This is a genomic window from Devosia sp. SL43 (assembly GCF_021729885.1).
In the GTDB taxonomy this organism is placed as follows: Bacteria; Pseudomonadota; Alphaproteobacteria; order Rhizobiales; family Devosiaceae; genus Devosia.
The window spans coordinates 4,037,904-4,062,927 of the sequence record NZ_CP063401.1 but is presented as its reverse complement, the minus strand read 5'-3'; the positions used below and the strand labels follow the sequence as shown (position 1 = coordinate 4,062,927).

The 25,024-nt window shown below is 62.9% G+C and carries 26 protein-coding genes; 13 read left to right on the top strand and 13 right to left on the bottom strand.

Annotation, left to right across the window (positions count from 1 at the left end; translation table 11 throughout):
• The first annotated feature begins 108 nt into the window (after positions 1-108).
• Positions 109-1,272 (top strand): DUF2865 domain-containing protein, encoded by a 1,164-nt coding sequence (locus IM737_RS19810; RefSeq protein WP_236897057.1) that lies wholly within the window; start codon positions 109-111, stop codon positions 1,270-1,272.
• On the opposite strand, the gene gltX is transcribed toward IM737_RS19810, so the two are convergent.
• The 3 genes from gltX to IM737_RS19795 all read right to left on the bottom strand — a co-directional run bounded on the left by gltX (position 1,217) and on the right by IM737_RS19795 (position 5,397).
• Complete coding sequence (gene gltX / locus IM737_RS19805; RefSeq protein ID WP_236897054.1) at positions 1,217-2,557, bottom strand: glutamate--tRNA ligase; 1,341 nt, start codon at positions 2,555-2,557, stop codon at positions 1,217-1,219. The genes IM737_RS19810 and gltX overlap by 56 nt on opposite strands.
• Positions 2,554-4,221, bottom strand: coding sequence for an NAD+ synthase (locus IM737_RS19800; RefSeq protein WP_236897052.1), 1,668 nt, complete (start codon positions 4,219-4,221; stop codon positions 2,554-2,556). The genes gltX and IM737_RS19800 overlap by 4 nt, the downstream gene beginning before the upstream one ends.
• Before the next feature lie 123 nt (positions 4,222-4,344).
• Positions 4,345-5,397 (bottom strand): hypothetical protein, encoded by a 1,053-nt coding sequence (locus IM737_RS19795; RefSeq protein ID WP_236897050.1) that lies wholly within the window; start codon positions 5,395-5,397, stop codon positions 4,345-4,347.
• A 224-nt stretch (positions 5,398-5,621) separates the two neighbouring features.
• Between IM737_RS19795 and IM737_RS19790 the strand changes: the two genes are divergently transcribed.
• Complete coding sequence (locus IM737_RS19790) at positions 5,622-6,041, top strand: response regulator (RefSeq protein ID WP_236897048.1); 420 nt, start codon at positions 5,622-5,624, stop codon at positions 6,039-6,041.
• Here IM737_RS19790 and IM737_RS19785 read toward each other — a convergent pair.
• Entirely contained in the window at positions 6,013-7,524 is a 1,512-nt protein-coding gene (locus IM737_RS19785) for a PAS domain-containing protein (protein ID WP_236897046.1), read from the bottom strand. The two genes, IM737_RS19790 and IM737_RS19785, sit on opposite strands and share 29 nt — an antisense overlap.
• Before the next feature lie 106 nt (positions 7,525-7,630).
• Entirely contained in the window at positions 7,631-9,010 is a 1,380-nt protein-coding gene (locus IM737_RS19780; RefSeq protein WP_236897044.1) for a class II 3-deoxy-7-phosphoheptulonate synthase, read from the bottom strand.
• A gap of 164 nt (positions 9,011-9,174) precedes the next feature.
• Here IM737_RS19780 and IM737_RS19775 point away from each other — a divergent pair, with 164 nt between their 5' ends.
• Positions 9,175-9,660, top strand: a complete 486-nt coding sequence (locus tag IM737_RS19775) for a hypothetical protein (protein ID WP_236897042.1) — start codon at positions 9,175-9,177, stop codon at positions 9,658-9,660.
• Between the two features lie 64 nt (positions 9,661-9,724).
• Here IM737_RS19775 and gorA read toward each other — a convergent pair whose 3' ends face one another.
• The 3 genes from gorA to rpiA all read right to left on the bottom strand — a co-directional run bounded on the left by gorA (position 9,725) and on the right by rpiA (position 12,490).
• Positions 9,725-11,104: a glutathione-disulfide reductase gene (gene gorA / locus IM737_RS19770; RefSeq protein ID WP_236897040.1), complete on the bottom strand. Its 1,380-nt coding sequence runs from the start codon at positions 11,102-11,104 to the stop codon at positions 9,725-9,727.
• 142 nt (positions 11,105-11,246) lie between these two features.
• A complete protein-coding gene (locus tag IM737_RS19765) occupies positions 11,247-11,774 on the bottom strand; it encodes a DUF2059 domain-containing protein (protein ID WP_236897038.1) in 528 nt (175 codons plus the stop codon).
• Between the two features lie 14 nt (positions 11,775-11,788).
• On the bottom strand, positions 11,789-12,490 hold the full coding sequence (gene rpiA / locus IM737_RS19760) for a ribose-5-phosphate isomerase RpiA (protein ID WP_236897036.1): 702 nt from the start codon (positions 12,488-12,490) through the stop codon (positions 11,789-11,791).
• 256 nt (positions 12,491-12,746) lie between these two features.
• Between rpiA and IM737_RS19755 the strand changes: the two genes are divergently transcribed.
• The 6 genes from IM737_RS19755 (at position 12,747) to IM737_RS19730 (ending at position 17,582) form a co-directional block, all read left to right on the top strand.
• Positions 12,747-13,340 carry a L,D-transpeptidase gene (locus tag IM737_RS19755; RefSeq protein ID WP_236897034.1) on the top strand — a complete coding sequence of 198 codons (594 nt, stop codon included), beginning with the start codon at positions 12,747-12,749 and terminating at the stop codon, positions 13,338-13,340.
• A 135-nt stretch (positions 13,341-13,475) separates the two neighbouring features.
• The gene (gene moaA, locus IM737_RS19750; RefSeq protein WP_236897032.1) at positions 13,476-14,489 is read left to right on the top strand and encodes a GTP 3',8-cyclase MoaA; all 1,014 of its coding nucleotides are present in this window, start codon (positions 13,476-13,478) and stop codon (positions 14,487-14,489) included.
• A gap of 28 nt (positions 14,490-14,517) precedes the next feature.
• Positions 14,518-15,192: a dienelactone hydrolase family protein gene (locus IM737_RS19745; protein WP_236897030.1), complete on the top strand. Its 675-nt coding sequence runs from the start codon at positions 14,518-14,520 to the stop codon at positions 15,190-15,192.
• The gene (locus IM737_RS19740; protein ID WP_236897028.1) at positions 15,185-15,619 is read left to right on the top strand and encodes a hypothetical protein; all 435 of its coding nucleotides are present in this window, start codon (positions 15,185-15,187) and stop codon (positions 15,617-15,619) included. The genes IM737_RS19745 and IM737_RS19740 overlap by 8 nt, the downstream gene beginning before the upstream one ends.
• Positions 15,620-15,771: 152 nt before the next feature.
• Complete coding sequence (locus tag IM737_RS19735) at positions 15,772-16,362, top strand: winged helix-turn-helix domain-containing protein (RefSeq protein ID WP_236897025.1); 591 nt, start codon at positions 15,772-15,774, stop codon at positions 16,360-16,362.
• On the top strand, positions 16,359-17,582 hold the full coding sequence (locus IM737_RS19730; RefSeq protein ID WP_236897023.1) for an MFS transporter: 1,224 nt from the start codon (positions 16,359-16,361) through the stop codon (positions 17,580-17,582). Before IM737_RS19735 ends, IM737_RS19730 begins: the two co-directional genes overlap by 4 nt.
• Here IM737_RS19730 and IM737_RS19725 read toward each other — a convergent pair.
• The gene (locus tag IM737_RS19725; protein ID WP_236897021.1) at positions 17,579-17,806 is read right to left on the bottom strand and encodes a hypothetical protein; all 228 of its coding nucleotides are present in this window, start codon (positions 17,804-17,806) and stop codon (positions 17,579-17,581) included. The genes IM737_RS19730 and IM737_RS19725 overlap by 4 nt on opposite strands.
• A gap of 155 nt (positions 17,807-17,961) precedes the next feature.
• Between IM737_RS19725 and IM737_RS19720 the strand changes: the two genes are divergently transcribed.
• Complete coding sequence (locus tag IM737_RS19720; RefSeq protein ID WP_236897019.1) at positions 17,962-18,681, top strand: DUF4145 domain-containing protein; 720 nt, start codon at positions 17,962-17,964, stop codon at positions 18,679-18,681.
• Positions 18,682-18,694: 13 nt separating this feature from the next.
• On the opposite strand, the gene IM737_RS19715 is transcribed toward IM737_RS19720, so the two are convergent.
• The 3 genes from IM737_RS19715 to IM737_RS19705 form a co-directional block, all read right to left on the bottom strand.
• Positions 18,695-19,096: a VOC family protein gene (locus IM737_RS19715; RefSeq protein ID WP_236897017.1), complete on the bottom strand. Its 402-nt coding sequence runs from the start codon at positions 19,094-19,096 to the stop codon at positions 18,695-18,697.
• 26 nt (positions 19,097-19,122) lie between these two features.
• The gene (locus IM737_RS19710; RefSeq protein ID WP_236899975.1) at positions 19,123-19,602 is read right to left on the bottom strand and encodes an Lrp/AsnC family transcriptional regulator; all 480 of its coding nucleotides are present in this window, start codon (positions 19,600-19,602) and stop codon (positions 19,123-19,125) included.
• Positions 19,603-19,746: 144 nt separating this feature from the next.
• The gene (locus IM737_RS19705; RefSeq protein WP_236899974.1) at positions 19,747-20,220 is read right to left on the bottom strand and encodes a thermonuclease family protein; all 474 of its coding nucleotides are present in this window, start codon (positions 20,218-20,220) and stop codon (positions 19,747-19,749) included.
• Between the two features lie 176 nt (positions 20,221-20,396).
• Here IM737_RS19705 and IM737_RS19700 point away from each other — a divergent pair, with 176 nt between their 5' ends.
• Positions 20,397-21,923 carry a sensor histidine kinase gene (locus IM737_RS19700; protein WP_236897015.1) on the top strand — a complete coding sequence of 509 codons (1,527 nt, stop codon included), beginning with the start codon at positions 20,397-20,399 and terminating at the stop codon, positions 21,921-21,923.
• A gap of 77 nt (positions 21,924-22,000) precedes the next feature.
• Entirely contained in the window at positions 22,001-23,074 is a 1,074-nt protein-coding gene (locus IM737_RS19695; RefSeq protein WP_236897013.1) for an HD-GYP domain-containing protein, read from the top strand.
• Positions 23,075-23,076: 2 nt separating this feature from the next.
• Here IM737_RS19695 and cobT read toward each other — a convergent pair whose 3' ends face one another.
• A complete protein-coding gene (gene cobT, locus IM737_RS19690; protein WP_236897011.1) occupies positions 23,077-24,099 on the bottom strand; it encodes a nicotinate-nucleotide--dimethylbenzimidazole phosphoribosyltransferase in 1,023 nt (340 codons plus the stop codon).
• 64 nt (positions 24,100-24,163) lie between these two features.
• Here cobT and IM737_RS19685 point away from each other — a divergent pair, with 64 nt between their 5' ends.
• Positions 24,164-25,006: an adenosylcobinamide-GDP ribazoletransferase gene (locus IM737_RS19685; RefSeq protein ID WP_236897008.1), complete on the top strand. Its 843-nt coding sequence runs from the start codon at positions 24,164-24,166 to the stop codon at positions 25,004-25,006.
• Positions 25,007-25,024: the final 18 nt, after the last annotated feature.

Below are 25,024 nucleotides of genomic sequence, written 5' to 3'. Positions count from 1 at the left end.
TGTGACCGCGCAGCGCTACCACGGCGCAGGCGCTGTCACTATAGTGTTGCTATCGGTCCTAGCGTTGTCTTAAGGCCGGTGTGGCGCGCGGCGCGCCTATGGGATTCGATGGCAAGTTTGAGCAGCAATGGCGCACGCGCCCTTATCCTTCTGATACTGGCGACGGTATGCCTCCTGCTGGACGTGAACACGGCCTATGCGCAGGCGGCCCAGTGTGCGCAGCTGGAGAACGCGCTGCGGCAGTTCGATCGCAATGGCGATTTCCAGCAGATGGGCGGCAATTCGCAGTCGGCGCGGCAGGCGCAGCGCGATGTACAGGCCATGGAAAGCCGCTATATCCGCGATGGATGCAATGACGATGCCAAGGCTGGTCGCCCGCTGTCGCAGCAATGCCGGCAGATCGGACGTGAAGTGCTGCGGCTGCGGGAGGTTGCTGCGGGCATTTCCCAGCAGGTCGAAACCGCCAATGCGGTTGCCGGCCAGCGCGAGGCGATCCTGCAGGAAATGGCGCGTTTTGGCTGTGGCAATAATGGATCGAGCGCGACCTTCACGACCGAGCGCCAGTCGGTATTCGATCGCATTTTCGGCACGACGTCGGAAGGCGATTTCACCAATGGCCAGATGATCGATGGCGGCTACTGGGGAAATCAAGGCTACCAGACGGTGCGCACGGTCTGCGTGCGGCTGAGCGACGGTTATTTCTGGCCGATCAGCTACGCGACGTTGCAGGACTATGTGACCAACGACGACGCTATGTGCCAGGCGAGTTGTCCGACGACGCCGGTGGCCCTGTATTTCTACAACAATCCCGGCGAAGAGCCCGAGCAGATGCGCAACATATATGGCGAAGCCTATATGTCGCTGCCGACGGCCTTTGCGTATCGCGACGCGCTCGACACCAGCCCGAGCGCCAGCTGCAAGGTGGCGCCGCGATCGGACGGGTCGCTGAGCGTGGCCACGGGCAGCGATGGCAGCACGCGCACGATGATCGAGGTCAATGGCGTCAGCTTCCCGATGCCGTTGCGTGATCCGCGCGGCGTGGTGCCGGTGGCCGCCGCCGTGCAGCCGACGGTGGCGCCGCTGCAGACGGCGACGCTGGTCAACGTTCCCCTGCCCCGGCCACGTCCGGCGGGTCCCGGTGAAACGCCGGTGACGCGACCGGTTCAGGCCGAGGAGGATACCGAACTGCGCCTGGTGCAGTTCGGCGACAAGGTGGTCAGGGTAGTCGGGCCAGACACGCCTTACGCCCAACCAACGGGAGCAGGGACTTAAGCTCGGGTCCGTCGTGACGTCCGGTCAAGGCCAGGCGGAGCGGCAGGAACAAAGCTTTGCCCTTGCGGCCGGTGGTGTCCTTCAGGGCATTGGTCCAATGTGACCAGGTGGTTTCGTCCCATGGCTCCGGCGGCAGCATGGCCTTGGCCAGCGCGAGGAAGTCGCGGTCTTCGTCCGCGATGACCGGTTCTATCGGGCCGGTGACGAGCTTGGCGAGGTCGACGATGTCGTTGAACTTGGCCAGATTGGCGCGCAACAGTAGCCACATGGCTTCGCCCTCGAGGCCTAGGCTGCTCAGGCGGGCGGCGGCGCCCTCATAGGGCAGTGCGTGCAGCAGGCGGGCGTTGAGGCTGTCGAGTTCGACCGGGTCGAAGCGCGCAGGGCCGTGCGAAATCATCGTGAAATCGAGACGGTTGGCGATCTCGTCGAGGGTCTCGTAGGGCTCGATGGGCAGGCTGGTGCCGGTGATGGAGCCCATGATGGCGACGGCCATCGGCTCGTAGCCGGCGTCGCGCAGATCGGCAATCGACTGGCTGCCCAGGCGCTTGGAGAAGCCCTGCCCCTGCGCATCTGTCAGCAGATTGTGGTGGCCAAAGGTGGGGACGGGACCACCAAGGGCCTCGAAAATCTCGATCTGGGTGCCGGTATTGGAGACGTGGTCCTCGCCGCGGATCACATGGGTGATGCCCAGGTCGATGTCGTCGACGACCGAGGGCAGCGTATAGAGATAGCTGCCGTCTTCTCGCACCAGAACCGGGTCGGACATCGAGGCGGTGTTGACGGTCTGGGCGCCCTTGATCAGGTCGTCGAAATGCACCGGGCGGCCGGCGAGCTTGAAGCGCCAATGCGGCTTGCGGCCTTCGGCTTCGAGGCGGGCGCGATCTTCGTCCGTGAGCTTGAGGGCGGCGCGATCGTAGATCGGCGGCTTGTTGAGGGCGCGGGCGCGGGCACGGCGGCGGTCGAGTTCGTCTTCGGTTTCGTAGCACGGATAGAGCCGTCCGGCTGCGATCAGGCGTTTGACCGCGGCGTCGTAGAGTGATGTGCGCTCGGACTGGCGCACCAGCAGGTCGGGGGTGATGCCGAGCCAGGCCAGATCGACCTCGATACTGTCGGCCGATTCGCGGGTGGAGCGGGCCAGATCGGTATCGTCCATGCGCAGGATGTAGCGGCCGCCGTGGCGGCGGGCATAGAACCAGTTGAGCAAAGCCGGACGGGCGTTGCCGAGGTGGATGCGGCCGGTGGGGGACGGCGCCCAGCGAACGACTGGAGTATCGGGGCTGATCATCCGACGGTCCGGTCCTTGTAGCCGTTGGTGATGGGGTATTTCCGGCCCATGCCGAAGGCCTTGGGGGTCAGCTTCGGACCGGGGGCAGACTGGCGGCGCTTGTATTCGGCGATGTTGAGCAGGCGCTCAATGCGCTCCACAAGGGCTTGGTCGTAGCCCTGGGCGACGATTTCGGCGAGGGAGAGCTCGTCCTCGACAATACCCTTAAGGATGGCGTCGAGCACCGGATAGGGCGGCAGGCTGTCCTGGTCGGTCTGGTTGGGGCGCAGTTCGGCCGATGGTGCCTTGGCGATGATGGCCTGGGGGATGACTTCGCCGGTCGGGCCGCGGCTGTCGCCTGGCCGATGGCTGTTGCGCCAGGCAGCGAGGCGGTAGACCTCCATCTTGAACATGTCCTTGAGCGGATTGTAGCCGCCGTTCATGTCGCCATAGATGGTGGCGTAACCGACGCCCATTTCGGATTTGTTGCCGGTGGTTAGCAGCATCGAGCCGAGCTTGTTGCTGACGGCCATGAGCACGACGCCGCGCATGCGCGACTGGATGTTTTCCTCGGCCAGATCAGGGGCGCGGTTGTCGAAGATGGGGGCGAGTTCGGTCAGCGCATCGTCGACCGGGTTGCCGATGGAGACGATGTCGTAGCGCACACCCAGACGCTGGGCGCAGTCCTTGGCGTCCTTGAGGCTGGCCTCGGAGGTATAGCGGTAGGGCAGCATGAGGCAGTGGACGTTTTCGGCGCCGAACGCGTCGACGGCCATGGCGGCAACGACGGCGCTGTCGATGCCGCCGGAGAGGCCAAGGACAACCTGCTTGAAGCCGTTCTTGTGCACGTAGTCACGCAGACCCAACACGCAGGCAAGCCAGGGGGCTTCGTCGGTGGTGGTGAGCTCGGTGACCTCGCCCTGGGCGCAAGTCCAGCCGGCTTCTTCGCGCACCCAGTCGGAGACGATGAAATCGGTGGCGAAGGACTTGCCCTGGAAGACCAGCTTGTTGCCGGGTTCGATGGCGAAGGAGGCCCCGTCGAAGACGATCTCGTCCTGGCCGCCGACCTGGTTGAGGTAGAGCATGGGCACATCGTCTTCGGCGACGCGGGCACGGACCAGTTCCTTGCGGATGTGTTGCTTGTTGGTCCAATAAGGCGAACCATTGGGGCAGAGCATGATTTCGGCGCCGCGCATAGCGAGGTGCTCGCAAACGCTCGGGTGCCAGACATCTTCACAGATCGGGATGCCTATCGGCACGCCCTTGATCATGACCGGCTCGGTCAGCGGGCCAGCTGTGAAGTAGCGCTTCTCGTAGAAGACGTCGGTGTTGGGCAGTTCGCGCTTGAACCTGATAGCTATGATCTCGCCCTTTTCGGCGACGATGGCAGCGTTGTGCAGGCCGTTCTTGTCCTGCCACACGGTCGGCAGAATGAGAACCACATCGGTGCCCTTGGTGTCGGCGACCATTTCACGCGCTGCCTGCATGGCGTCGGCGATGAACTTGGGCTTGAACAGCAGGTCGTCGGGGAAATAGCCGGTGAGGAACAGCTCGGAGAGCAGCAGGATATCGGCCTTGGCAGCAACCGCGTCGGCGAGGGCGCCACGGGCCAGGGCAAGATTGCCGGTGAGGTCGCCAACCTTGGGATTGAGCTGGGCGAGCGCAATGCGGAGCCGGTCTGTCACGATGGTACTGCCCGTTGTCTGAAGGTGCGGAGCGCTGCGGCAGGGGGTGCCGGAACGCGCGCAAGACTTATCCGCTCACCCCAAGGAGGGCAAGCGGACAACAGGCATGGTGTGGTGCCGGTGCTAGAAGCGGCCGGTCAGTTCGAACAGGGCGCCGTAGCGGAACACCTGGGCGAATTGCGAGGTGAAGATATAGTCCTGCAGTGACAGCGAGGGGCCGGTCTCGTAGATGCCGTCAGCATCGGCATCGATCGGATCGGTGATGTTGGCCTGGGTGTAGGTCGCGTCGAGCGTGCCGCCGACGTACCAGGCACGACCGCCGATGCGCAAAGTGAGGTTCTCGGTGGGGTGGACGCCCACCATCAGTTCGCCCGAAGCGCCGTAGCCGGTGCCGCTGACCGAGGTTGCTGATGCCTTGTAGGCCGTGCCACCGGGGAACGGAATATTGGGAACTTCGTGCGGCCCGAAAGTGCCGGTGACCCAGGCGTAGGGTATGGCAGCCACTTCGGCGCGGATATCGAACATGTCGTTGATATCGACCTGGGCGCTGAGACCCAGTCGCAACGCGTGAATGTCGAGATTGTCGCGCTCGCTGTCGCCGCCGATCGAGTAGGTCGGCGACCCCGGCGTCCAGGCGATATCGGAGGAATCGTCAACGACGGCGAAGTTTCCGCGGCCAATGTCCGGTGAGTCATTCCAGTACTGATAGCCGACCAGCCCGCCGATGGCGAAGCCTTCCTCCATGTTTCCGAAGGGCAACCAGCCGAAGTCGCCGACAACGTAACCGACGCGACCGGCGCCGCCGAGTGACGTGTTCACATCGGGCATGAAGGGTTGCTGGAGGTCATAGGTGCCGGAGCTGGCAAAGCCGAGACCGCCATAGACCTTGACGTAGCTTTGGGTCGAGAGGTCGTCGATGCGACCGTAGAGTTCCCCGATATGGGTCGTGTCGCGGACGCCAAGGATGGTGTCACCAAACGCGCTCGGAAAGGTCACGTCCTGACCGCCCAGCGAATACCAGTAGCGCAGGCCCACCTCGTAACGCAGCGGATTGGCCTCACTGCTCTCCCAATCGTCGGGATAGGCAGGCCGCAAGGGTGGATAGTCGGCTGCGAGTGCGGGCACTGCGACGAGGACTGCCAAAATTGCCACGGCGCCTTGCAGGGAGCGCTTCATGAGATCCTCCGGGATCGGTACGCTTACTGGGTCATTGTCGAAATTTATGAAGCATTAGGGTTAATGTTCCGCTAAGCGCAGGTCGGGCCTTTCACTTGGGATTTTGGTAACCGCTGGGGCGCAGAATCGACGCTGGATGGCTGCTGCGCGTGCCAAGCAGGCAACCTGTTGCAGCCACAGGAGTTGCTCCTAGCCAGAAGGCCAAGTGTGTGACGAGTGATATTATGACGTGCAGGATACTGGTGGTTGAGGACGAGATATTCGTCGCCACGGAAATTGAACATGTGATCGCGGAGATGGGGCATATCCCCGTCGGCATTGCCGCCGACCAACGCACCGCGCTGGCGCTTGCCGGTGATGCCGATGTCGCGCTGGTCGACCTCAACCTTCAAGATGGCCCGACCGGCAGCAAGATCGGCCATATCCTGGCCCAGACCCATGGCGTGACTGTGCTGTTCATGACGGCCAATCCGTCCCAGCTCGGCGACGGTATTCCCGGCACGATCGGGGTGTTGCCAAAACCGGTCACCGACAAGGACTTGCGGGCTGCCGTGTCCTATGCCGCCGCGCGGCACCATGCAGCGGAGGCGACGCCACCGCAGCGGCTGCGGCTGTTCAACTGGTCAGACGCGCGGAGCGCGTGAGCGCTTCCATCGGTATTTCGATATCGACGCGCAGGCCGTCGGATTCCCAGTGACGCTCCAGCTTGCCACGCAATTGCCCCTGCACGCTGAGTTCGATAACGCGTGACCCGAAGCCGCTACTGTCGGTCGGAGCAGACGGGACCGGGCCGCCCAGTTCCTTCCACGTAAGCAAGTAACAGCCATCGCCTGGGTCTCGCCCGGTCAGCACCACCCTGCCCTCGGCCTCCGACAACGCGCCATATTTGGCGGCATTGGTCGCAAGCTCGTGGAACAACAGGGCGAGGGGCGTGGCAGCGCCATCGTCGATGGCGGCATCGTCCCCCACCAATCGAACACGGTCCATATCGGCATTGCGGTAGGGACGAACGAGGCGCTCGATCAGCGAGCGCAAGGAGTTCTGGCCACCGGCGCTGCGCGAGGCATGGCTATGCGGGCGAACGAAATCGTGGGCCTCGCCCAGGGCATAGACACGCTGGCGCAGTTCGTCGGCGAAGGGCTTGATCTCCGGGCGACTGCGGGCCGAGAGACTGATGATGCCCGTTAGCACGGCAAAGATATTCTTGATGCGGTGACTGAGTTCCTGGGCCACCAGTTCGCGCTCCTCGGCGGCGAGCTTGGTCGCGTGAATATCGGTGCAGGTGCCGATCCAGCGGACGATGGTGCCGGAACTATCGCGGATGGGCAGGGCCAGGCCGAGGGTCCAGCGGTATTCGCCGGTATGGTGGCGCAGGCGGTACTCGATCTCGTAGGGCTCGCCGGTCGCCAGGGACAGGCGCCAGGTGGACCAGGCGCGTTCCTGATCCTCGGGATGGAACATACCGTTCCAGCCCTCGCCGTCGGTGCTGCCTGCCGGCACGCCGGTGAACTCGTACCAGCGGGCGTTATAGTAGTCGTGGAAGCCGTCCGGCAGGGTCGACCAGACCATTTGCGGCATGGTGTCGGCCAGGGTGCGAAAACGCAGCTCGCTATCGGCCAGGGCCTTTTCGGCGGTCACACGGTTGGTGGTCTCGTGGACGATGCACAATGTGCCTAGGGGCATGCCATCGTTGTTGAGCACGGGGCTGTAATGGAGGTCCATCCAACCCGATTCCATGCGGCCGTGGCGATCGAGCACCAATTCCTGATCACGCAGGATCAGCGACTCGCCGCTCAGGCCGCGCGCGATGTGGGCACGGTTGAAATCGGCGATCTCGGGCCAGGCCAAGGTGGCGGGTTGCCCGAAAATCGCCGGATGCCGGTTGCCGGCAAAATCGCCATAGGCGTCATTGTAGACCAACACGCCGTCCGGGCCGATCATCATGACCATTGGCGTCGAAGCCGCCATCATGACGCGCACGGCGCCCTTGAGGCTTTCGGGCCAGTCCGGAATGGGGCCGAGCGAATTGCTCGCCCAATCGTAGTCGTTGATCAGCTTGAGCGTGGGGTTCTGTTCGAGGCGCGCGCGCGTCTCGGTGTCAGCCTCAGGAAACAGGGACTTCGGCATAGGCAGCTTTCGTGAAGGCAGACCGCACGGAACCTAACCCTATTAATGCTTTCCGCTGCAACATGGCAACGCGAAGCCCCCTCCCCGGGTTCACCAGGCCGCAGAATTATTCCCCGGCGGCCATGCGCTGGCGCGGCGGCTTCTGGGCGTGAACTTCCTCGGCGACGAGGAAGGCCAGCTCCAGGGCTTGGCTGGCATTAAGGCGGGGGTCGCAATAGGTGTGGTAGCGGTCGGACAGTGACGCCTCGGTGACGGTGGCGAAGCTGCCGCCGGTGCATTCGGTGACATCATCGCCCGTCATCTCGATATGCACGCCACCGGCATAGGTGCCCAGCTCGCGGTGGATTTCGAAGAAGGACTTCACCTCGGACAGTACGCGGTCGAACGGGCGGGTCTTGTAGCCGGTCGAGGCCTTGATCGTGTTGCCATGCATCGGATCGGAGCACCAGACGACGGTGCGTCCGGCCTTCTGCACGGTTTCGATGTGACGTGGCAGGTGGTCGGCAATTTTGTCGGAGCCGTAGCGGCTGATCAGCGTGATGCGACCGGCTTCGTCGGTGGGGTTGAGCCGGTCGAGCAGGCGCAGCAGGTCATCACAGGTCAGCGACGGACCGCATTTGATGCCGATGGGATTCTTGATGCCGGCGAAGTATTCGACATGGGCAGCATCGGGCTGGCGGGTGCGGTCACCGATCCACAGCATGTGGCCAGAGGTCGCGTACCAGTCATTGGTGATCGAGTCACGACGGGTCAGCGCTTCCTCATAGCCGAGCAGCAGGGCTTCGTGGCTGGTGAAAAAGCTGGTCTGGCGCAGAGCCGGGGTATTGTCCGGGTTGAGCCCGAGGGCGCCCATGAAGGTGATGGCGTCGTCAATCTTGCGGGCGACTTCTTCGTAGCGCGGGTACCAGTTGGAGCCCTTCATGAACCCCACGGTCCATTCGTGGATGCGGGTCAGTTCGGCATAGCCGCCCATCGAGAAGGCGCGCAGCAGGTTCAGGGTCGCGGCGGACTGGCGGTAGGCCTGGAGCATCCGATCGGGATTGGGAACGCGCGAGCTCTCGGTGAAGCCGATATCGTTGATGATGTCGCCGCGATAGGAGGGCAGCTCGACGCCATCGATGGTTTCGGTATCGGCAGAGCGCGGCTTGGCGAACTGGCCGGCAACGCGGCCAACCTTGACCACGGGCTTGGAGGCGCCGTGTGTCAGCACCACCGCCATCTGCAGGAAGACGCGGAAGAAATCGCGAATATGGTCGGCGCCATGCTCGGCAAAGCTCTCTGCGCAATCGCCGCCCTGCAACAGGAAGGCCTCGCCACGGGCCACGGCAGCCAGACGCGCCTTGAGATCACGAGCTTCACCGGCAAAGACGAGCGGCGGGAAGGTGGCGAGCTGGCGCTCGGCTTCGACCAGCGCTGCCGGATCGGGATAGGCCGGAACCTGGGAAATGGGCTTGGCGCGCCAGCTATCGGGGGTCCAGGTGGTCATATCAGGTCTCGCTCAGGCAGGGTTACTTGCTGCTGTGGGCGGAATACCAAGGCTGCGCATGAGGGACAAGGATAATCGGGGCCACGTCCTGCACTTGGCTGGAGGTTGCTTGACAATCAAGGCGGCGGCTTAGCATGTCTGGCGCACTTCAGGAGAAGTCTCACATGACCACGATCTCTACGCGCAGCGCACTTTTCGCCTTGGCTCTTGCCGTTACGACGCCAGTTGCCGTTCTGGCGCAGGACGCGACGCCGACCTTCGATCCGTCCACGCTGACCGTCACGGCCGCCGATGGCAGCACCAGCGACTACAAGGTCAACGATCTGGGCGTCTATCTTTCTACCAATGCCGGATATGACGACGTGCCGGCCTCCACCGATTTCTCGCTGTCCTTCGTCGTGATCTCGCCCATCGACACCAAGCTGCTGGAATGGGCGGCCCAGACCGGCGGTGCCGAAGCGGCAAATCGCGACCTCGAGATCGTCGCCAGCGTTCCTGATGCCGATGGCACGCTGCGTGAGCTACGCTACGAGATCAAGGGCGCACATGTCACCTCGGTCTCGACCAGCCACTCGACCTACGCCGCTGCTTCCGTTTCGCTTTCGGTGATTGCCGATACGCTGGTCATTGATGGCGTGACGATGAAGTAAGCCGCGTTTGCGGACGACTATCGGAGCGCTGTCCCTTGGGGCAGCGTTCATTTTTTTAGCGAGCCTAGCCGCCGATTTTCTTGCCGTCGCGATAGGTGTAGCTGGGGGCCTTGAAGGTAACGAGTTCTTCGGCGGCACTCGGATGCAGCGCCATTGCCCGGTCGAAATCGGCCTTGCTCGCGCCCATGCCCATCGGAATGGCGACGAGCTGGATCATTTCAGCGGCTGATGGGCCCAGGATGTGGCAGCCGAGAACCTTGCCGCCGTCCCTTTCGGTGATGAGCTTGAGGATCATGCGCTCGCTGCGGGTCGAGAGCGTGTTCATCATCGGGCGGAAGCGGGCAAGATAGACATCGATATCGCCATGGGTGGCGGCTTCTGCCTCGGTGAGGCCGATGACACCGATTTCGGGTTCGGAAAAGACCGCGGTCGGTATCTGGCCGTGGTCGACGGCCTGTCTGTTGTTGTTGAACACGGTTTCGGCGAAATACCAGCCTTCGCGGATCGCGACCGGGGTCAAGGCGGCGCGGCCGGTGACGTCGCCGACGGCGTAGATCGAGGGCACGGAGGATTGCGACCAGGCGTCAACCTTGACGGCGCCTGCGCTGGTCAGTTGCACACCGGCTTTGTCGAGCGCCAGTCCACGCGTATTGGGTGTGCGACCGGTGGCAAACATCACGGCGCCATATGGCGCGGAAACGCCATCACTGAAGGTGGCCAAGATGTCGTTGCCGTGCTTGGCAAGCGACTGGATCGTGGTCTGGTAGATGATCTTGATGCCGCGATCGGTCAAGCCCGCCTCGAGACCGACAGCCATGTCGTCGTCAAAGGTGCGCAGGATGCGCTGGCCGCGATAGATGATGGTGGTATCGACGCCGAGACCGGCGAAAATGGTGGCGAACTCGACCGCGATATAGCCACCGCCCTCGATCAGGATCGAATGCGGCAAAGCTGGAAGATCGAACGCCTCGTTGGAGGTGATGGCGAGCTCGGCGCCCGGGATGTGGGGGATGTGGGGGTGAGCGCCGGTGGCGATGAGGATGTACTTGGCGTGAAGGTCCCGATCCTGGCCAACCAGGTGCACGCCATTGGGGCCGGTGACGACGCCACGGTCCTTGATGATCTCGACGCCGGGCTTTTCGAGATTGGCCGTATAGGCGCTTTCGAGCCGGGTGATTTCCCTTTCCTTGGCGGCCACCAGGGTGGGCCAATCGAAGCTGGCATCGACCTGCCAGCCAAAGCTGGAGGCGACATCGAACATGTCGTGGAAGCGCGCGGCATAGACGTAGAGCTTCTTGGGCACGCAGCCGCGGATAACGCAGGTGCCGCCGACGCGGAATTCCTCGATAACAGCGACCTTGGCGCCGTAGGTGGCCGCCATACGGGCCGCACGCACGCCGCCGGAGCCGGCACCGATGACGACGAGGTCGTAGCTATCGTTCATGACAAACTCCAAAGGTTACATCGGTATCTGGCGATGAATATCGGGTGGCGCATCGCATAAAAAAAGGCCCCGCACAAGGCGGGGCCGGTCGGTCTGCCATGCCAGGATCGAATGGACCCTGACCTGGAATGATCCGGGCTGGCTACATCTCGACGCCCTGGGCGCGGAGTTCGGCGCGAACCTTGGCGAAGAATTCCGGGCGCGTATTGTTGGTAAAGACCTGCATGACCTTCTGCAGGTCGGAGTTGGCTTCCAGATTTGCCGCGGCCAGTTTTTGGCCGGTCGGGGATTCGTAGAAGGCCACGATCTCCTGCAGTTCCTCTGCGGTGAAGCGGATCGCGTAGACGCGTGCGAACTGGTCGAGCAGCTCGCCCTTGCGGCCCTTGTACTCTTCCAAGACCTTGCCGATCGCCGTATCGGTCAGTTCGGAGATCTCGGGGTTCTGCGTCACGATCTGGCGCATCGTGCCAATGGCGATCTCGACCAGAGTGGTCTCGAAGACGGCGGCGCGATCGGTGAGGTCGATATACTTGCGCGCCAGTGCCAGTTGCTCCGGCGGCACTTCCTGCGCCATTGCAGGCGCCGAGAATGCCAGGAGAGAGGCGCTGAGCGCCACGGCCACAAGCGCCTTGAGGCGTGTCATCACACCGGTCATCTTCAAACTACCCATGTTGTCCCGATCCATTATTCTTCAGCCGCGAGCAGCGTTCTTACGCCATCCGGGGTCGCCACATAAGCCCGCCTGCACATTTTAAGGAACAGCCCGTGCTGCACCACGCCGGCAATATCGAGTAAGTCGCGCGACAGCGCTTCTGGCTGCGAAATACGGCCAAAAAAAGCATCGAGGATGAGATGACCGCCGTCCGTGACATAGTTGTCGCCCGATGCGGTGGCGCGCAGCCGCAGCCCGCCCTCGCCGCCATGCGTGACCATGACGTCGGCAATGGCGCGTTGCGTGGCGCCCAAGCCGAAGCGGTTGACCTCTATCGGGAGGGGAAACTTGCCCAGGGTTTCAACCAGCTTGGATGCGTCGGCAATGACGATCATGGCATCGGACGCATCTGCCACGATCTTCTCGCGCAGCAATGCGCCGCCAGCGCCCTTGATGAGATTGAGAGCGGGATCGATCTCGTCGGCACCGTCGACGGTCAGGTCGAGCCGGTCCAGGGTCTCGAGGTCGGATAGCGGGATACCGAGGGATTTGGCCTGCCGTGCGGTTGCTTCCGAAGTTGGTACGCAAAGACAGTCGAACCCAGCGGCGACCTGCTGCCCGAGAAGATCGACGAAGTGCCATGCGGTCGAGCCGGTGCCCAGGCCGAGGCGCATGCCGGATTGAACCTGGGTCAGCGCCATGGCGGCGGCCTGTCGCTTCAGATTTTCGTTCATCCTGCCTTCATCTCCCCTGCCATAGGTGAGGCCTTGGCAGGGCGCAAAGCCGGTGTCAATGCGGCAGAACGGCGTAGTTCACGCATTGGTGAACGGGAACTGTAACCAGCCAGCAACACAATTTGGGCAAGGTGCCCGAAGTGTGGCAGAAAAGCGGCACACGCTCTTTTCGCATGTCTCTAAACCGCGTAAGCAACCGCAATATTTCGTCGTTCGAATCGAACGCTCGCTCTACTTCCAGAGGCCAAGTCGTCAGATGTTCAAGTTCAAGTCCGCTATCGCGATAGCGCTCTCCCTAATCTTGTCGGCGACAAGCGTCATGCCGACGATGGCGGCACGCGTGTACAACGCCGATACGAATACCTGGGAAGAGCCGGCCGTCGCCCAGACTCGCAATCGTGGCGGCAGCCCGATCCGCAAGGAAATCGTCGAATACGCGACCACCCACAAGCCCGGCACCATCGTCATCGAAACCGATGAGCGCCGCCTGTATCTGGTGCTCGAAGATGGCAAGGCCATGCGCTACGGCGTTGGCGTCGGCCGCGACGGGTTTACCTGGTCCGGGACGCATCGCATCACCCGCAAGGCCGAGTGGCCAGGCTGGACGCCGCCGGCGCAGATGCGCAAGCGCGTTCCGGATCTGCCGGCCTACATGCCCGGTGGCCCGGACAACCCGCTTGGTGCCCGCGCTCTCTATATTGGCTCGACGCTCTACCGCGTGCATGGCACGTCCGAACCGTGGTCCATCGGCCAGGCCGTTTCGTCGGGCTGCATCCGCCTGACCAACGAAGACATCACTGATCTCTACGAGCGCGTGCAGGTTGGCGCATTGATCATCGTCAACCACTAATATAGGCGCTGAGCAGGTGATGCTGGCCTGCCCAGCTTGGTATTAGCGCGAAATTGATAGAGGGCCGCCTTCTGGGCGGCCCTTTTTGTTTGGGCGTGGCTTTGAAAATGGTGCTGCCGGGACTAGGTTGCGCGCATGAGTATGACCATGCCCCCTGCCCGCCCGCTGATCGACCGCTATGGGCGGCATATTTCCTACCTGCGTATCTCGGTGACGGACCGCTGCGACTTCCGCTGCGTCTATTGCATGGCCGAGGATATGACCTTCTTGCCCAAGAAGGATGTGCTGAGCTTTGAGGAAATCGAGGCGATCGCGACGGCCTTCATCGACCGCGGCACGACGCGGATCAGGCTGACGGGCGGCGAACCGCTGGTGCGGCGGGATATTATGGATCTGGTGCGGACGCTCGGGGCGCGGATCGGGCATGGGCTGGACGAGCTGACCATCACCACCAATGGCAGCCAATTGCGCAATCATGCTGGAGGTCTTGCAGCGGCGGGCGTGAAGCGGATCAACGTGTCGCTGGATACGCTGGACGCGTCGCGGTTCACCGCCATCACGCGACGCGGCCGGATCGATGATGTGCTCGATGGCATCGAGGCTGCGCGTGACGCCGGCCTGGCGCTGAAGATCAACATGGTGGCGATGCGCGGCGTCAATGACGACGAGATCGAGCCCATGATGGCCTGGGCCCATGGCAAGGGCATGGGCCTGACGCTGATCGAGGGCATGCCGCTGGGCGAAGTGGGCATCGACCGGGTCGACAGCTATCTGCCGTTGCGCGAATTGCATGACCGGCTGGCGCGGCACTATACGTTCAGCAAGCTCGACAAGCGTACGGGCGGGCCGGCGCGATATGTCCATGTCGCCGAGACCGGCGGCGTGCTGGGCTACATCACGCCGATGAGCCACAATTTCTGCGAAAGCTGCAATCGCGTGCGGCTGACGGCAACCGGGCAGCTGTTCATGTGCCTGGGGCAGGACGACCAGGTGAACCTACGCGATGCGCTGCGCGACGGTGGGCGGGTAGCGCTGGACGAGGCGCTGGATCGCGCCATGCTGCTCAAGCCCAAGGGCCACGACTTTGTCATCGACCGGGCGCAGCCTGCGCCGGCAGTGGCCCGCCATATGAGCGTTACGGGCGGCTAGTTTTTCTTCATTTCATTGCGGAGTTATCATGGGCGAGCGGGTCAAGATCACGGCGAGCGACGGCTTCAGCCTCAATGCCTATCGGGCCGTGCCCGAGGGGCCGGTGCGCGGCGGCGTGGTGGTAATCCAGGAAGTCTGGGGCCTCAACACCTTCATTCGCGATGTTGTGGATCGCTATGCGCGGCATGGCTTTGTGGCGGTGGCGCCGGCCATGTTCGACCGGATCGAGTACGGCTATGAGAGCGACAATTACGGGCCGGAGCAATTCGTCATCATCGGCGAGCTGATGAAGAAGTTCGACCACGCTACGGCGCTGCTGGACGTCGCGGCGGCTATCGAACCGGCCAAGGCGGGCGGCAAGGTGGGCATTACCGGCTATTGCTTCGGCGGTGCGGTGAGCTGGCGTGCGGCCAACAAGGGTTTGGGGCTGAGCGCTGCGTCCGGCTATTATGGTGGCGGCATTCCCAACTATATCGAGCTGGAGCCCAGCATTCCGCTGGAGATGCATTATGGCGACCAGGATACCGGCATTCCGCTGGAGCAGGTCGAAGCGCTGAAGGCGCGGCATCCCGGCGTTGCCATTCATCTCTATGAAGCGGCGCATGGCTTCTGCAACAACCAGCGCGCCAGCAACTTCAACGAGGCGGCTTGCACCAAGGCTTCCGCCAGAACGCTCGACTTCTTCCGCAAACATCTTGGCTGATCTCGCCGGGCATTGGGACTATCTGCAGACCGAATGGCAAGCGGCGCAGGCAGCGCCGCTGTCGCGCCGACGGGCGCTGCTGGTTGCGGCCCTGATCGACGCCTATGTGGACCGGTTGTTTGCGGCAGCGCCTGATGAAGGTGATATCCTGGCGTTCCGGACGCGACTGGCCGGGGTGTCGCCAGCTTTGGCGCTGGTGTTTGCGCTGTGCGCGCAGCACGACGATGGGACGCGGCTGGTGGTGGAGGCGGTCGAGGTGCCTATTGCCGACTATGGCAGCCTTGGCGTCGAGGATTTCATGGTGAGCCTTTACAACGACCATAGCGTACAGCGGGTGCTGATCGGGTTGCCCGACGGTTCGCGACCGCTGGCACAGACCGTGCTGGCGGACGCGATGGTGGCACTGAGCTCCTACTCGCGGACCTGAGCAAAAACATCCCTTGCAACAATTTGGGCCCCTGCCCCGAGGACGGCCGCCCATCCGTTTCTCTATGCCATACAATTCGCCACGCACTTCAATCGCAGAATAACCTTTGCAAATATTTCTTTGTGGATTAAGTCTGACTGAGGAGTTCAGCCATGACCACACCTCGCAGTATCAGCCGGATCGTTCCCGACACCGAAGCGCTCAAGGCGCTGACGCATCCTGTGCGGGTGCGCATGCTGGGGCTGTTGCGCATGGAGGGGCCGGCGACTGCCACAGCGCTTGCGGCGCGGCTGGGGCTCAATAGTGGCGACACCAGCTACCACCTGCGGCAGCTGGCGCGGCATGGCTTTATCGAGGAGGACGAAGGCCGGGGCACGCGCCGGGACCGCTGGTGGAAAGCGCGGCATGAAACGACCAGCGTGGATACGGCGCATGCGCAGGGCGCGGCGCTCGAGGCGGGCCTGGCCTTCACCCAGGCTGCGCTCAGCGGCCAGGTGGCGCAGATGCAGCGTGCAGTTGAGGGCTATAGCCAGTTGTCGCCCGATTGGCGCGCCGCTTCGGATATGAGCGACTTCACCATGCCGCTCACGGCAGACGCGGCCAGGGCTCTGACGGAGCGCATAGGGGCGCTGCTGTGGGAGGCGATGGCGGCGGCGCCCAAGCTTGGCGATCCCCTGCCGGAGGGTGTCAGACCTTTCACCGTCATGCTGCATAGCTTTCCCATGCAGGATCCCAGCAAATGAAGCCGCTTGTCGCGCTTGCTGCGGCGCAGGTGCTGTCGTTGGCGGGAACGCGTCTCTCCACCATTGCCGTGCCCTGGCTGGTGCTGACCACGACGGGCGACCCCGTGCTGACCGGGCTGGTGGCCCTGGCCGAACTGCTGCCCTATGTGCTGGCCAAGGGGCTTGGCGGGCCAGTCATCGACAGAACCGGGCCCAAGCGCGTGGCCATCTGGTGCGACACGGCCTCCGCACTGGCGATAGGCACCGTGCCGGTGCTGCATTTGATGGACCTGCTGACGATGCCGCTGCTGCTGGTGCTACTGGCGGTGATTGGCGCGCTGCGCGGGCCGTCGGACGCCGCAAAAGGCGCAATGGTGCCAGAGATAGCACGGTTGGCCGGCGTACCGCTGGAGCGGGTGACCGGGATAACCGGCGCCATCGAGCGGCTGGCCGGAACGGTGGGCGCCGCCGCGGCAGGGGCGCTGATTGCGCTTATGGGACCAGCGGAGGCGCTGATCTTCAACGCGGTGGCCTTTGCACTGACGGCTGTAGTCGTGGCCGTGGCTATCCCGCTGGTGGCTGCGGCAGCGCCGGAAGGACAACCATCGAGGTACGGCCGGAGGCTGGCTGAAGGCTGGCAGTTCCTGCGGCGCGACCCCGTGCTGGTGGGCATAGTGATGATGGTGGCAGTGACCAACCTGATCGACCAGGCGTCGGCGGGGGTGATGCTGCCGGTCTGGGTCAAGAGCCATGGCTATGATGCGTCGATGCTGGGGGCGATCCTGGCGGCCTATTCGGGCACCTCGATCGCCGGGTCGGCCCTGGCGGCCGCCATCGGCAGCCGCCTGCCGCGGCTGACCGTCTACGTCATCGCTTTTCTGTTCTCGGCACCGCCGTTTTTCGCGGTACTGGCACTGGGCCTGCCGCTGCCGGCGATCTTCGCGGTGGTGGCGATCAGTGGCTTCTCGGCAGGGTTTCTCAACCCGATCATCGGGGCGCTGATGTTCGAGCGCATTCCGAAGGCCCTGGTGGGCCGGGTGACGGCACTGATCGGGGCGCTGGCCTGGTCGCTCATGCCGTTCGGCGGCGTACTGGGCGGCCTGTGGATCAGCGGCATCGGCCTCAATGGCGGGCTATGGATCGCCACGTTGGTCTATCTTACGGCCACGCTGGCGCCGCTGCTGCATCCAGGGTTCCGGCAGTTTGGGCGACGGGAGGCTGCCACCGATCAGGTCGCCTAGCGGGTAGCCATCTGGCGCAGGTCGTCCATGATGTCACTGGGCGCATCGGGCGTTGGCAGGACGCCGATGTGACGGAGGAACCACCACATGATGACGCGGTGGAGCAGCGTGTAGAAGCTCAGGGCCGAGGTGGGGTCTGGGTGGTCGATGGGGCCGCAGCCCTCAAGGATGGGCTGCGCGCTGCCGGGGGCTTCGTGCTCGGAGCAGAAGAGGCATTTGGCCACGTCGCAGACTGGGTCGTCGGCTTGGGCGTTGCCGAGTCGATAAGCTGGTTACCAGGCAGGCCAGGAACGGACAGAAGTCTGTGCAACAAACACGTACTTCTTACCATTGCCATTAGCAACGCAGATCACCTATTCCTTGCCGCTGGAGGAGCAAGGTGACCAAAGTTAGCGAAACTAAGCCCATCAAGGGGCATTGCCCTACTTGCGGCGACGAAAAGTGGGCCGATACAGTCGGACACTACAACGAGTATTCGAGCGACATACGCGATGGAATTTGGGTTTCGATTGACCATCGCATTCTAAAATGTCGCGGATGTGATGCTATCTACCACCAAACTGACCGTGTCTTCTCGGAAGATATGTTTTACTCGCAGAATCCAGAGACTGGCGAGGAGGAGTACGACTACGAGCACGATGTGAAGCACTGGCCCGCACCGAACAAGCGCCCTAGACCAAATTGGCTAGAGCGCCTCCCAGCGGTGGACACGGATCTCTACAAGCTCCTCAATGACGTATATTCAGCACTCGACATAGACTTAGCGGTGTTGGCGGCAATCGGCGTGCGTACAACATTCGATCGCGGGTCGGAGCTTCTCGGGATCGACTCCAGTTTGACTTTCTCCGAGAAACTCACTCAGTTGGTAGACAAGGGTTTTGCGGGCGCAACAGAGCGAGATGCTCTATCCGTAATGACAGAAGCAGGGAATGCGTCGGCCCACCGAGGTTGGCGCCCCTCTTCAGATCAACTAGACACTATGCTGCAGATCATCGAAGCATTCGTGCATCGCAACTTCGTTCTCAGAACTGATGTAACTGAACTAAAGAACGCGGTACCGGCTAAGCCCCCGCGAAAGCCAAAGAACCCATCGACATAACCTCGCGGCAACGTCAGCGGCCGTCGGCGCGCTCGACCAATTCTACAATGATGCCATCGGGATCGCGGACGAAGGCGACGCGTTTGATCACCTCGGTGTAAACGGCAGGGCGCGGACCTTCGAGAATCTCGACGCCTGCGGCCTGCAACCGCTCGACCATGGCATCGACGTCATCGTAGGCAAAGGTCAGGTGACGCATGCCGGCTTCGTGCGGAGGAACATCGCGTGAGCGCGAAACCTGGGCCACAGGACAACCGACCTCAAGCATGCCGCTACCGGTGTCAAGAAAGGCCTGCTCGCCCCGATCGGTTTTCAGGCGCAGGGCCAGCTTGAGATCAAGCAGGTCGCAATAAAAGGCAATGGTCCGGTCGAGATTGCGGGACGTCATGCCGATATGTTCAAAGCCGAGAAGCATGACGTCGTGTCCCCTCAAACTGAACTTTACTTGTCGTCATCGACGACAATGGCGAAATCGAGCGGCAAGGCAGTGGTGTACTTGATCTGGCCCATGGCGAAAGCGGAGCTGACGTCAGTGAGGTTGATCTTGCCGATGAGCTTTTTGTAGAAGCTGTCATAGGCGTGGATGTCGGGCACGACGACGCGCATCAGGTAGTCGACGTCGCCGCTCATGCGGTAAAATTCGACGACTTCGGGGAACTCGTCAATGACGCCGGAGAATTTGCGCATCCAGGCTTCGTTATGCTCGTTGGTCTTGACCGAAACGAAGACGGTGACACCGACATTGACCTTTGCCGGGTCGAGCACAGCGACACGGCGCTGAATGACGCCATCCTCTTCCATCTTCTGGATACGGCGCCAGCAGGGGGTGGTCGAAAGGCCAACCTTGCGACCGATTTCGGCCACCGGCATGGTCGCATCCTTCTGCAGAAGGGTCAGAATTTTCCTGTCGATCTTGTCCAATGCCATATCGCCCCCGCGAGATCAGATTTCTAAGAATGGGCAAAACCATCCAAGATTTCGGCGAAATAACTGCCACATTCCACCGACCTTAGCAATAATCTTGCGCCAACGAAGTGCGACGGCCGTTTCTAACCCTGTCTTAACCTAAAGTCCGAACCAACCCAATACGCCTTGCGGACGAGGGTGATCCTCGCGCCAGTCGGCGGGGCGATCGAAGCCGCCGGCCCAGATGCCGAGCCGGGCAGCACGCGCCGCCTGTTCCTCGCGCCAGTAGTCGCCGGACGAGACCGCCAGACCCTCGGCCACCATGGTTGCACCGAGGTCGCTTTTGTCGATGGTGCAGCGGGCCAGCAGGCGGTCGTATTGATCCTTGTCTTGAGGGATGCAGTCGACATTGCCGCTTGCCAGCAAAGCCGCCATCCGATCGCGGGCGGCTCGGCCGCAGGGCCATTGGAGGCCGTCGGCACCAAGGCATTGCTGCGCCAGTTCCGGGGCGTCGAGGCCCAGCAGGCGCACCCGGTCGTCGCCCAGCCGGAAGCTGTCGCCGTCGCTGGCCCGTGCGGTGCCGGACACAGGTGGCGGGGGCGGATCGAGACGCGCCGCGACCAGTGCCAGCACGCCCAAAACGACAATCGCGAGCAGCGCGCCGCGGCGACCGGAAAAGATGCTGGTTCGGTACTGGTATCGACGCAGGATTTCACCACCCGTTAACTACGCCGCCCGTAGTGTTTTGCCAGTAGCGTAGCGAATGCGTTTCCGGTTCGCACTATCTAGTAACGAGTAACGAGTTCCCCATGGCGTCCCAGCCGGCTGTCACCGATGACGTCCGTTCGCAGATGGGACGCGACGGCAAACGCGCGGCACAAAAGACGGTGCTCGATGCGCGCCAGCGGTTGACCTCGAGTTCAGGAACCCGCGCCTCCTTCGATTTCGAACTGATGCACGACTATGCCGATTCCCGGCTGAGTGCTGCGCTGCCCATGGCGGCGATCGTCGCCATTCTCGCCATCGTCGCGACATTCTGGGTGCCGCCGGTCTTCACCGCGCTCTGGGCCGGAGCCGTGCTGCTCAGCATGCTGATCGTGGTGCTGATGGCGCAGCGGTTCAAGACCAGCGATCCAAGCAAATTCAATGCCGGGCAGTGGACAACCAGCTTTGTCGCCGGAGAGACGGTGCTGGGGCTGGCCTGGTCGCTTCTGGCACTGTTTACGCTGGTGGCCAATCCCGAGACATTGACGCCGGTGATGTTTGCCATGGTGCTGGTGGCGGTGGCTGCCAATGCGGTGGCGACGCACACCCTGCCCCCGGCGACGCTGGTTAGCACGATGCCGGTGACGCTGACGGTGTCGGCCAACCTGATCGCACTGGGTGGCACGCTCAACTACACGCTGGCAGCGGTGGCGGTGTGTGGCGAAATCTTCTTCGTCTATCTGGCGCGGCAGTTGCACGCATCGGAGCTCGAGACGATTACGCATCAGGGCGAAAAGGATGCGCTGATCAACGAGCTGGAAGAGGCGCGGCATATGTCGGACGAGGCGCGCCGCCATGCCGAGCAGGCCAATATTGCCAAGTCGCAGTTCCTCGCCACGATGAGCCACGAACTGCGCACGCCGCTCAACGCCATTATCGGTTTTTCGGAAGTGCTGAAATCGGAACTGCTGGGACCGCACCAGGTGCCCCAGTACAAGGAATATGCCGGGGATATCCATAGCAGCGGGCAACATCTGCTCAACCTGATCAACGAACTGCTCGACCTGAGCCGTATCGAGGCGGGCAAGTATGAGCTGAACGAGGAAGTGGTGTCGCTGGTCGATATCGCCGAGGACTGCCGCCGCATGATGGAGCTGCGCGCCAAGGCCAAGGGCATCGACCTGATCTATAGCGTCGGCGACAACCTGCCCAAGCTGTGGGGCGACGAGCGCGCCATCCGCCAGGTGGTGCTCAACCTGCTCAGCAACGCCATCAAGTTCACGCCGCAACATGGCAAGGTCATTCTGGTGGTGACGCGCAGCGGCGATGGCGGGCAGATGGTGTCGGTCAAGGACAACGGGCCGGGCATTCCAGAGGATGAGATCGAGACGGTGCTGTCTTCGTTCGGACAGGGCTCGCTGGCGCAGAAGACCGCCGAACAGGGCGCCGGCCTGGGTCTGCCGATCGTGCAGAAGATCATGGAACTGCATCAGGGGCGGTTCGACCTGTTCAGCAAGCTGCGCTTCGGCACAGAAGTGATTGCCACATTCCCCCGCGCCCGGGTCATGGATGCGCTGGCGCCAGTGGTTGAGAAGAAGAACCGCCTGCAAATCTTCTCGGAAGCCGGTTAATTTGCTCCACACTCGTACTTATTAGTCATGCGGAAATGTTTCCGGACCCATTGTCGGCCTGATAGACGGAGACGATAGTGGTCGGTAGACAAGGTCGCGGCGCAGTATTGCTGGTAACAGACAGGCCCGCGTCCGCTGCTCATCAGGACACGGCCAAAGGCCTCGGCGCGGAAACAGTCGGGCTCGACGAGTTCAAAGCCAACCTGCTCGACAGCGATCCCAGCATCGTCTTCGACATCGATCTGCGCCGAGTCGACAATATTCGCAAGCTCAAGGGATCGCTGGCACGCCGCGGGCGCGGTTGCCGCATCTTTCTGGTCGATCCTAACAGCCGCTTGACAGTGGTGCATGCCAATGTGCTTGGCGCGGATAGCCTGTTGCCGCGACCGGCTACGGTGGCCGAGATGAATGCGGCACTGCACAAGCATTTTGGCATCAAGACGGTGGGTCTCGACGACGAGGCGCTGATGCAGTCGATAGACGCCGGCGTGGCGGCACTGGACCAGAGCTTTGCCTGTCTGACGGCGGATGCCCAACTCGACACGGACAGCATTATCGATGCCAGCGGCCGTATCGCCGATGCCGTCAGCGGGCTGGGATTTGATGATTGGCTGGCGACGGTCAAGGGCTATCATATCGGCACGTTCCAGCATTGCATGCTGGTGACCGGGGTCGCGGCAACCTTCGGCAGCAAGCTGGGCATGGCCAAGCGCGACGTGGTGCGCCTGACGGTGGCGGGGCTGTTGCATGATATCGGCAAGGCGGCTGTGCCGATCGAAATCCTCGACAAGCCGAGCGCGCTGACCGATGTGGAAATGGCGGTGCTACGCCAGCATCCGGTGACGGGATTCGACTACCTGACGGCGCGGAGCAGCGTGGCCACCGATGCGGTGGGCAGCGTACGGCACCACCACGAATATCTGGATGGATCGGGCTACCCGGACGGGCTGGTGGCCAGCGAAATCGGCGACCTGACACGCATCATCACGATCTGCGATATCTACGCAGCGCTGATCGAACGGCGCAGCTACAAGGAACCCAAGAGCCCGACGCAATCCATGATGATCCTCCATGCCATGGCGCAGGCGGGCAAGGTGGAAACAAGCCTGGTGCGCGAGCTGGGGCGCATCATGGTGCCGAAGGGCGCTTAGGCTTACCCCTCTTTGCCGCTCACGGCGGCGCTTTCGAAGGTTGCCATGTTGTTGTGGAGATGCAGCGCGGTCTTGGCCAGGACGGCGGCCAGGGCAGCGCCACTGCCTTCGCCCAGGCGCATGCCCAGATCGAGCAAGCCTTTCTGCCCCATAGCGGTCAGCGCGCGGGCGTGGGCCGACTCGGCCGAGACGTGGGCGAAGATGCAGTGATTGATCGCCGCCGGGTTAACGGCGTGGGCGATGGCGGCGGCCGAGGTGGCGACGAAGCCGTCGATAATAACCGGGACCTTCTGGTGGCGGGCAGCCAGCAAGGCGCCGAGCATGGCGGCGATTTCGCGTCCACCGACGCGGGCGAGGATGGCCAGCGGATGGTCGAGGGTGCCGGCATGGCGGGTGAGAGCGCGATCGACGGCATCGGCTTTGCGATTCAGGCCCGCATTGTCAACACCGGTGCCACGGCCGACCCAGTCGGCGCCGGTGCCGCCATAAAGTGCAGCGTAGATGGCTGCAGCGACGGTGGTATTGCCGATGCCCATCTCGCCGATGCAGATCAGGTCCGGCTTACCGGCGATGGCCTCCATGCCGTAGGCAATGGTGGCGGCGCACATCTTGTCGTCGAGCGCAGGCTCCTGCGTGATGTCGCCAGTGGGCAGTTCCAGCGCCAACTCGAATACGCGCAGGTTGATTTCGTGCAGGGCGCAAATCTGCGAAATGGCAGCGCCGCCATTGGTGAAATTGGCCACCATCTGCGCGGTGACTTCGCGCGGGAAAGCCGACACGCCCTGATCGGTGACGCCGTGATTGCCGGCAAAGATCGTGACCATGGGATTGTCGAGACGAGGCTGCGCCCTGCCCTGCCAGCGGGCGAGAAATTCCACCAGACCTTCGAGTGCGCCGAGCGAGCCAGCAGGCTTGGTCAGCTGCGAATCGCGGGCACGAACGGCCGCCACTGCTGCTTCGTCGCCATCAGGAACGATGGTCAAAAGCTCAAGAACGTCGGCATAGGCGGGGTTAAGCGAAGGCATGGCGCATCCGGGAGGCTGTGGTAGGAAGGTCGGGACTTGTTGCGGAAAACGAGGCCAAAAGCAATTGACCGACGAGCAACCCAGGGACGCGATCGGAGCCGAGGCGCTGGAGGCAAGCCGCCCCGCGCCGACGCCCGAGGGCGTCGGGCTAAAAGACGATTTCATCATGGCGCTGCGGTTCTTTTCGCGGCTGCCCACCGGGTCATCGCCGCATCAGAAGCCGAACTTGGGTCGCATCGCCATGGCGCTGCCGCTGGCCAGCATCGCAATCGGCATTGGCCCGGCGCTGCTGCTGATCGGCGGCACGCTGATCGGACTGCCCAGCTATTTCGCAGCGGCATTGGCAGTGGCGGCCATGGTGGTTGCCAGCGGAGCGATGGCCGAGGATGCGCTGGCCGATGCGGTGGATGGGCTGTTTGGCGGACATAGTGTCGAGCGGCGACTGGAAATCATGAAGGACAGCCGACACGGCACCTATGGGGTGGCGGCGTTGAGCCTATTCATTGTGCTGCGGGTGATGGCGCTGGGCACGATGGCCGCGATCAATCCCCTGGCGGCGGGAGCGGTCTGGCTGGCGGCCAACATCGTCGGACGGTCGGGAGCACTGTGGGTGGCCGTCGCGTTACCGACGGCGCGAAGCGACGGGGCTTCGGCAACGGCGGGACGGTTGAAAGGCGGGAACTTTGCCGTGGGTGCAGTGTTCGCGACGATTCTGCTGTTTGTGCTGGCGGGACCGCCGACGAGCCTAGTGGCGCTTGGTTTTGCGCTGTTGCTGGCTGTGGCGGTGATTGCCGGATGGACGGCCCTGTGCAACCGACTCGTCGGGGGGCAAACTGGCGATTTGATCGGTGCGTTGGGCGCGCTGGTCGAGATCGCGGTGCTGACCCCGCTGTTGCCGTTTGTGTGAGGCCTTGAAATTGCCGTC

Coding starts and splice junctions, on each gene's coding strand:
- IM737_RS19810 (WP_236897057.1), top strand. CDS start 109: ATGGCAAGTTTGAGCAGCAATGGCGCACGCGCCCTTATCCTTCTGATA.
- gltX (WP_236897054.1), bottom strand. CDS start 2,557: ATGATCAGCCCCGATACTCCAGTCGTTCGCTGGGCGCCGTCCCCCACC.
- IM737_RS19795 (WP_236897050.1), bottom strand. CDS start 5,397: ATGAAGCGCTCCCTGCAAGGCGCCGTGGCAATTTTGGCAGTCCTCGTC.
- IM737_RS19790 (WP_236897048.1), top strand. CDS start 5,622: ATGACGTGCAGGATACTGGTGGTTGAGGACGAGATATTCGTCGCCACG.
- IM737_RS19785 (WP_236897046.1), bottom strand. CDS start 7,524: ATGCCGAAGTCCCTGTTTCCTGAGGCTGACACCGAGACGCGCGCGCGC.
- IM737_RS19780 (WP_236897044.1), bottom strand. CDS start 9,010: ATGACCACCTGGACCCCCGATAGCTGGCGCGCCAAGCCCATTTCCCAG.
- IM737_RS19775 (WP_236897042.1), top strand. CDS start 9,175: ATGACCACGATCTCTACGCGCAGCGCACTTTTCGCCTTGGCTCTTGCC.
- gorA (WP_236897040.1), bottom strand. CDS start 11,104: ATGAACGATAGCTACGACCTCGTCGTCATCGGTGCCGGCTCCGGCGGC.
- IM737_RS19765 (WP_236897038.1), bottom strand. CDS start 11,774: ATGGGTAGTTTGAAGATGACCGGTGTGATGACACGCCTCAAGGCGCTT.
- rpiA (WP_236897036.1), bottom strand. CDS start 12,490: ATGAACGAAAATCTGAAGCGACAGGCCGCCGCCATGGCGCTGACCCAG.
- IM737_RS19755 (WP_236897034.1), top strand. CDS start 12,747: ATGTTCAAGTTCAAGTCCGCTATCGCGATAGCGCTCTCCCTAATCTTG.
- moaA (WP_236897032.1), top strand. CDS start 13,476: ATGAGTATGACCATGCCCCCTGCCCGCCCGCTGATCGACCGCTATGGG.
- IM737_RS19745 (WP_236897030.1), top strand. CDS start 14,518: ATGGGCGAGCGGGTCAAGATCACGGCGAGCGACGGCTTCAGCCTCAAT.
- IM737_RS19735 (WP_236897025.1), top strand. CDS start 15,772: ATGACCACACCTCGCAGTATCAGCCGGATCGTTCCCGACACCGAAGCG.
- IM737_RS19730 (WP_236897023.1), top strand. CDS start 16,359: ATGAAGCCGCTTGTCGCGCTTGCTGCGGCGCAGGTGCTGTCGTTGGCG.
- IM737_RS19715 (WP_236897017.1), bottom strand. CDS start 19,096: ATGCTTCTCGGCTTTGAACATATCGGCATGACGTCCCGCAATCTCGAC.
- IM737_RS19700 (WP_236897015.1), top strand. CDS start 20,397: ATGGCGTCCCAGCCGGCTGTCACCGATGACGTCCGTTCGCAGATGGGA.
- cobT (WP_236897011.1), bottom strand. CDS start 24,099: ATGCCTTCGCTTAACCCCGCCTATGCCGACGTTCTTGAGCTTTTGACC.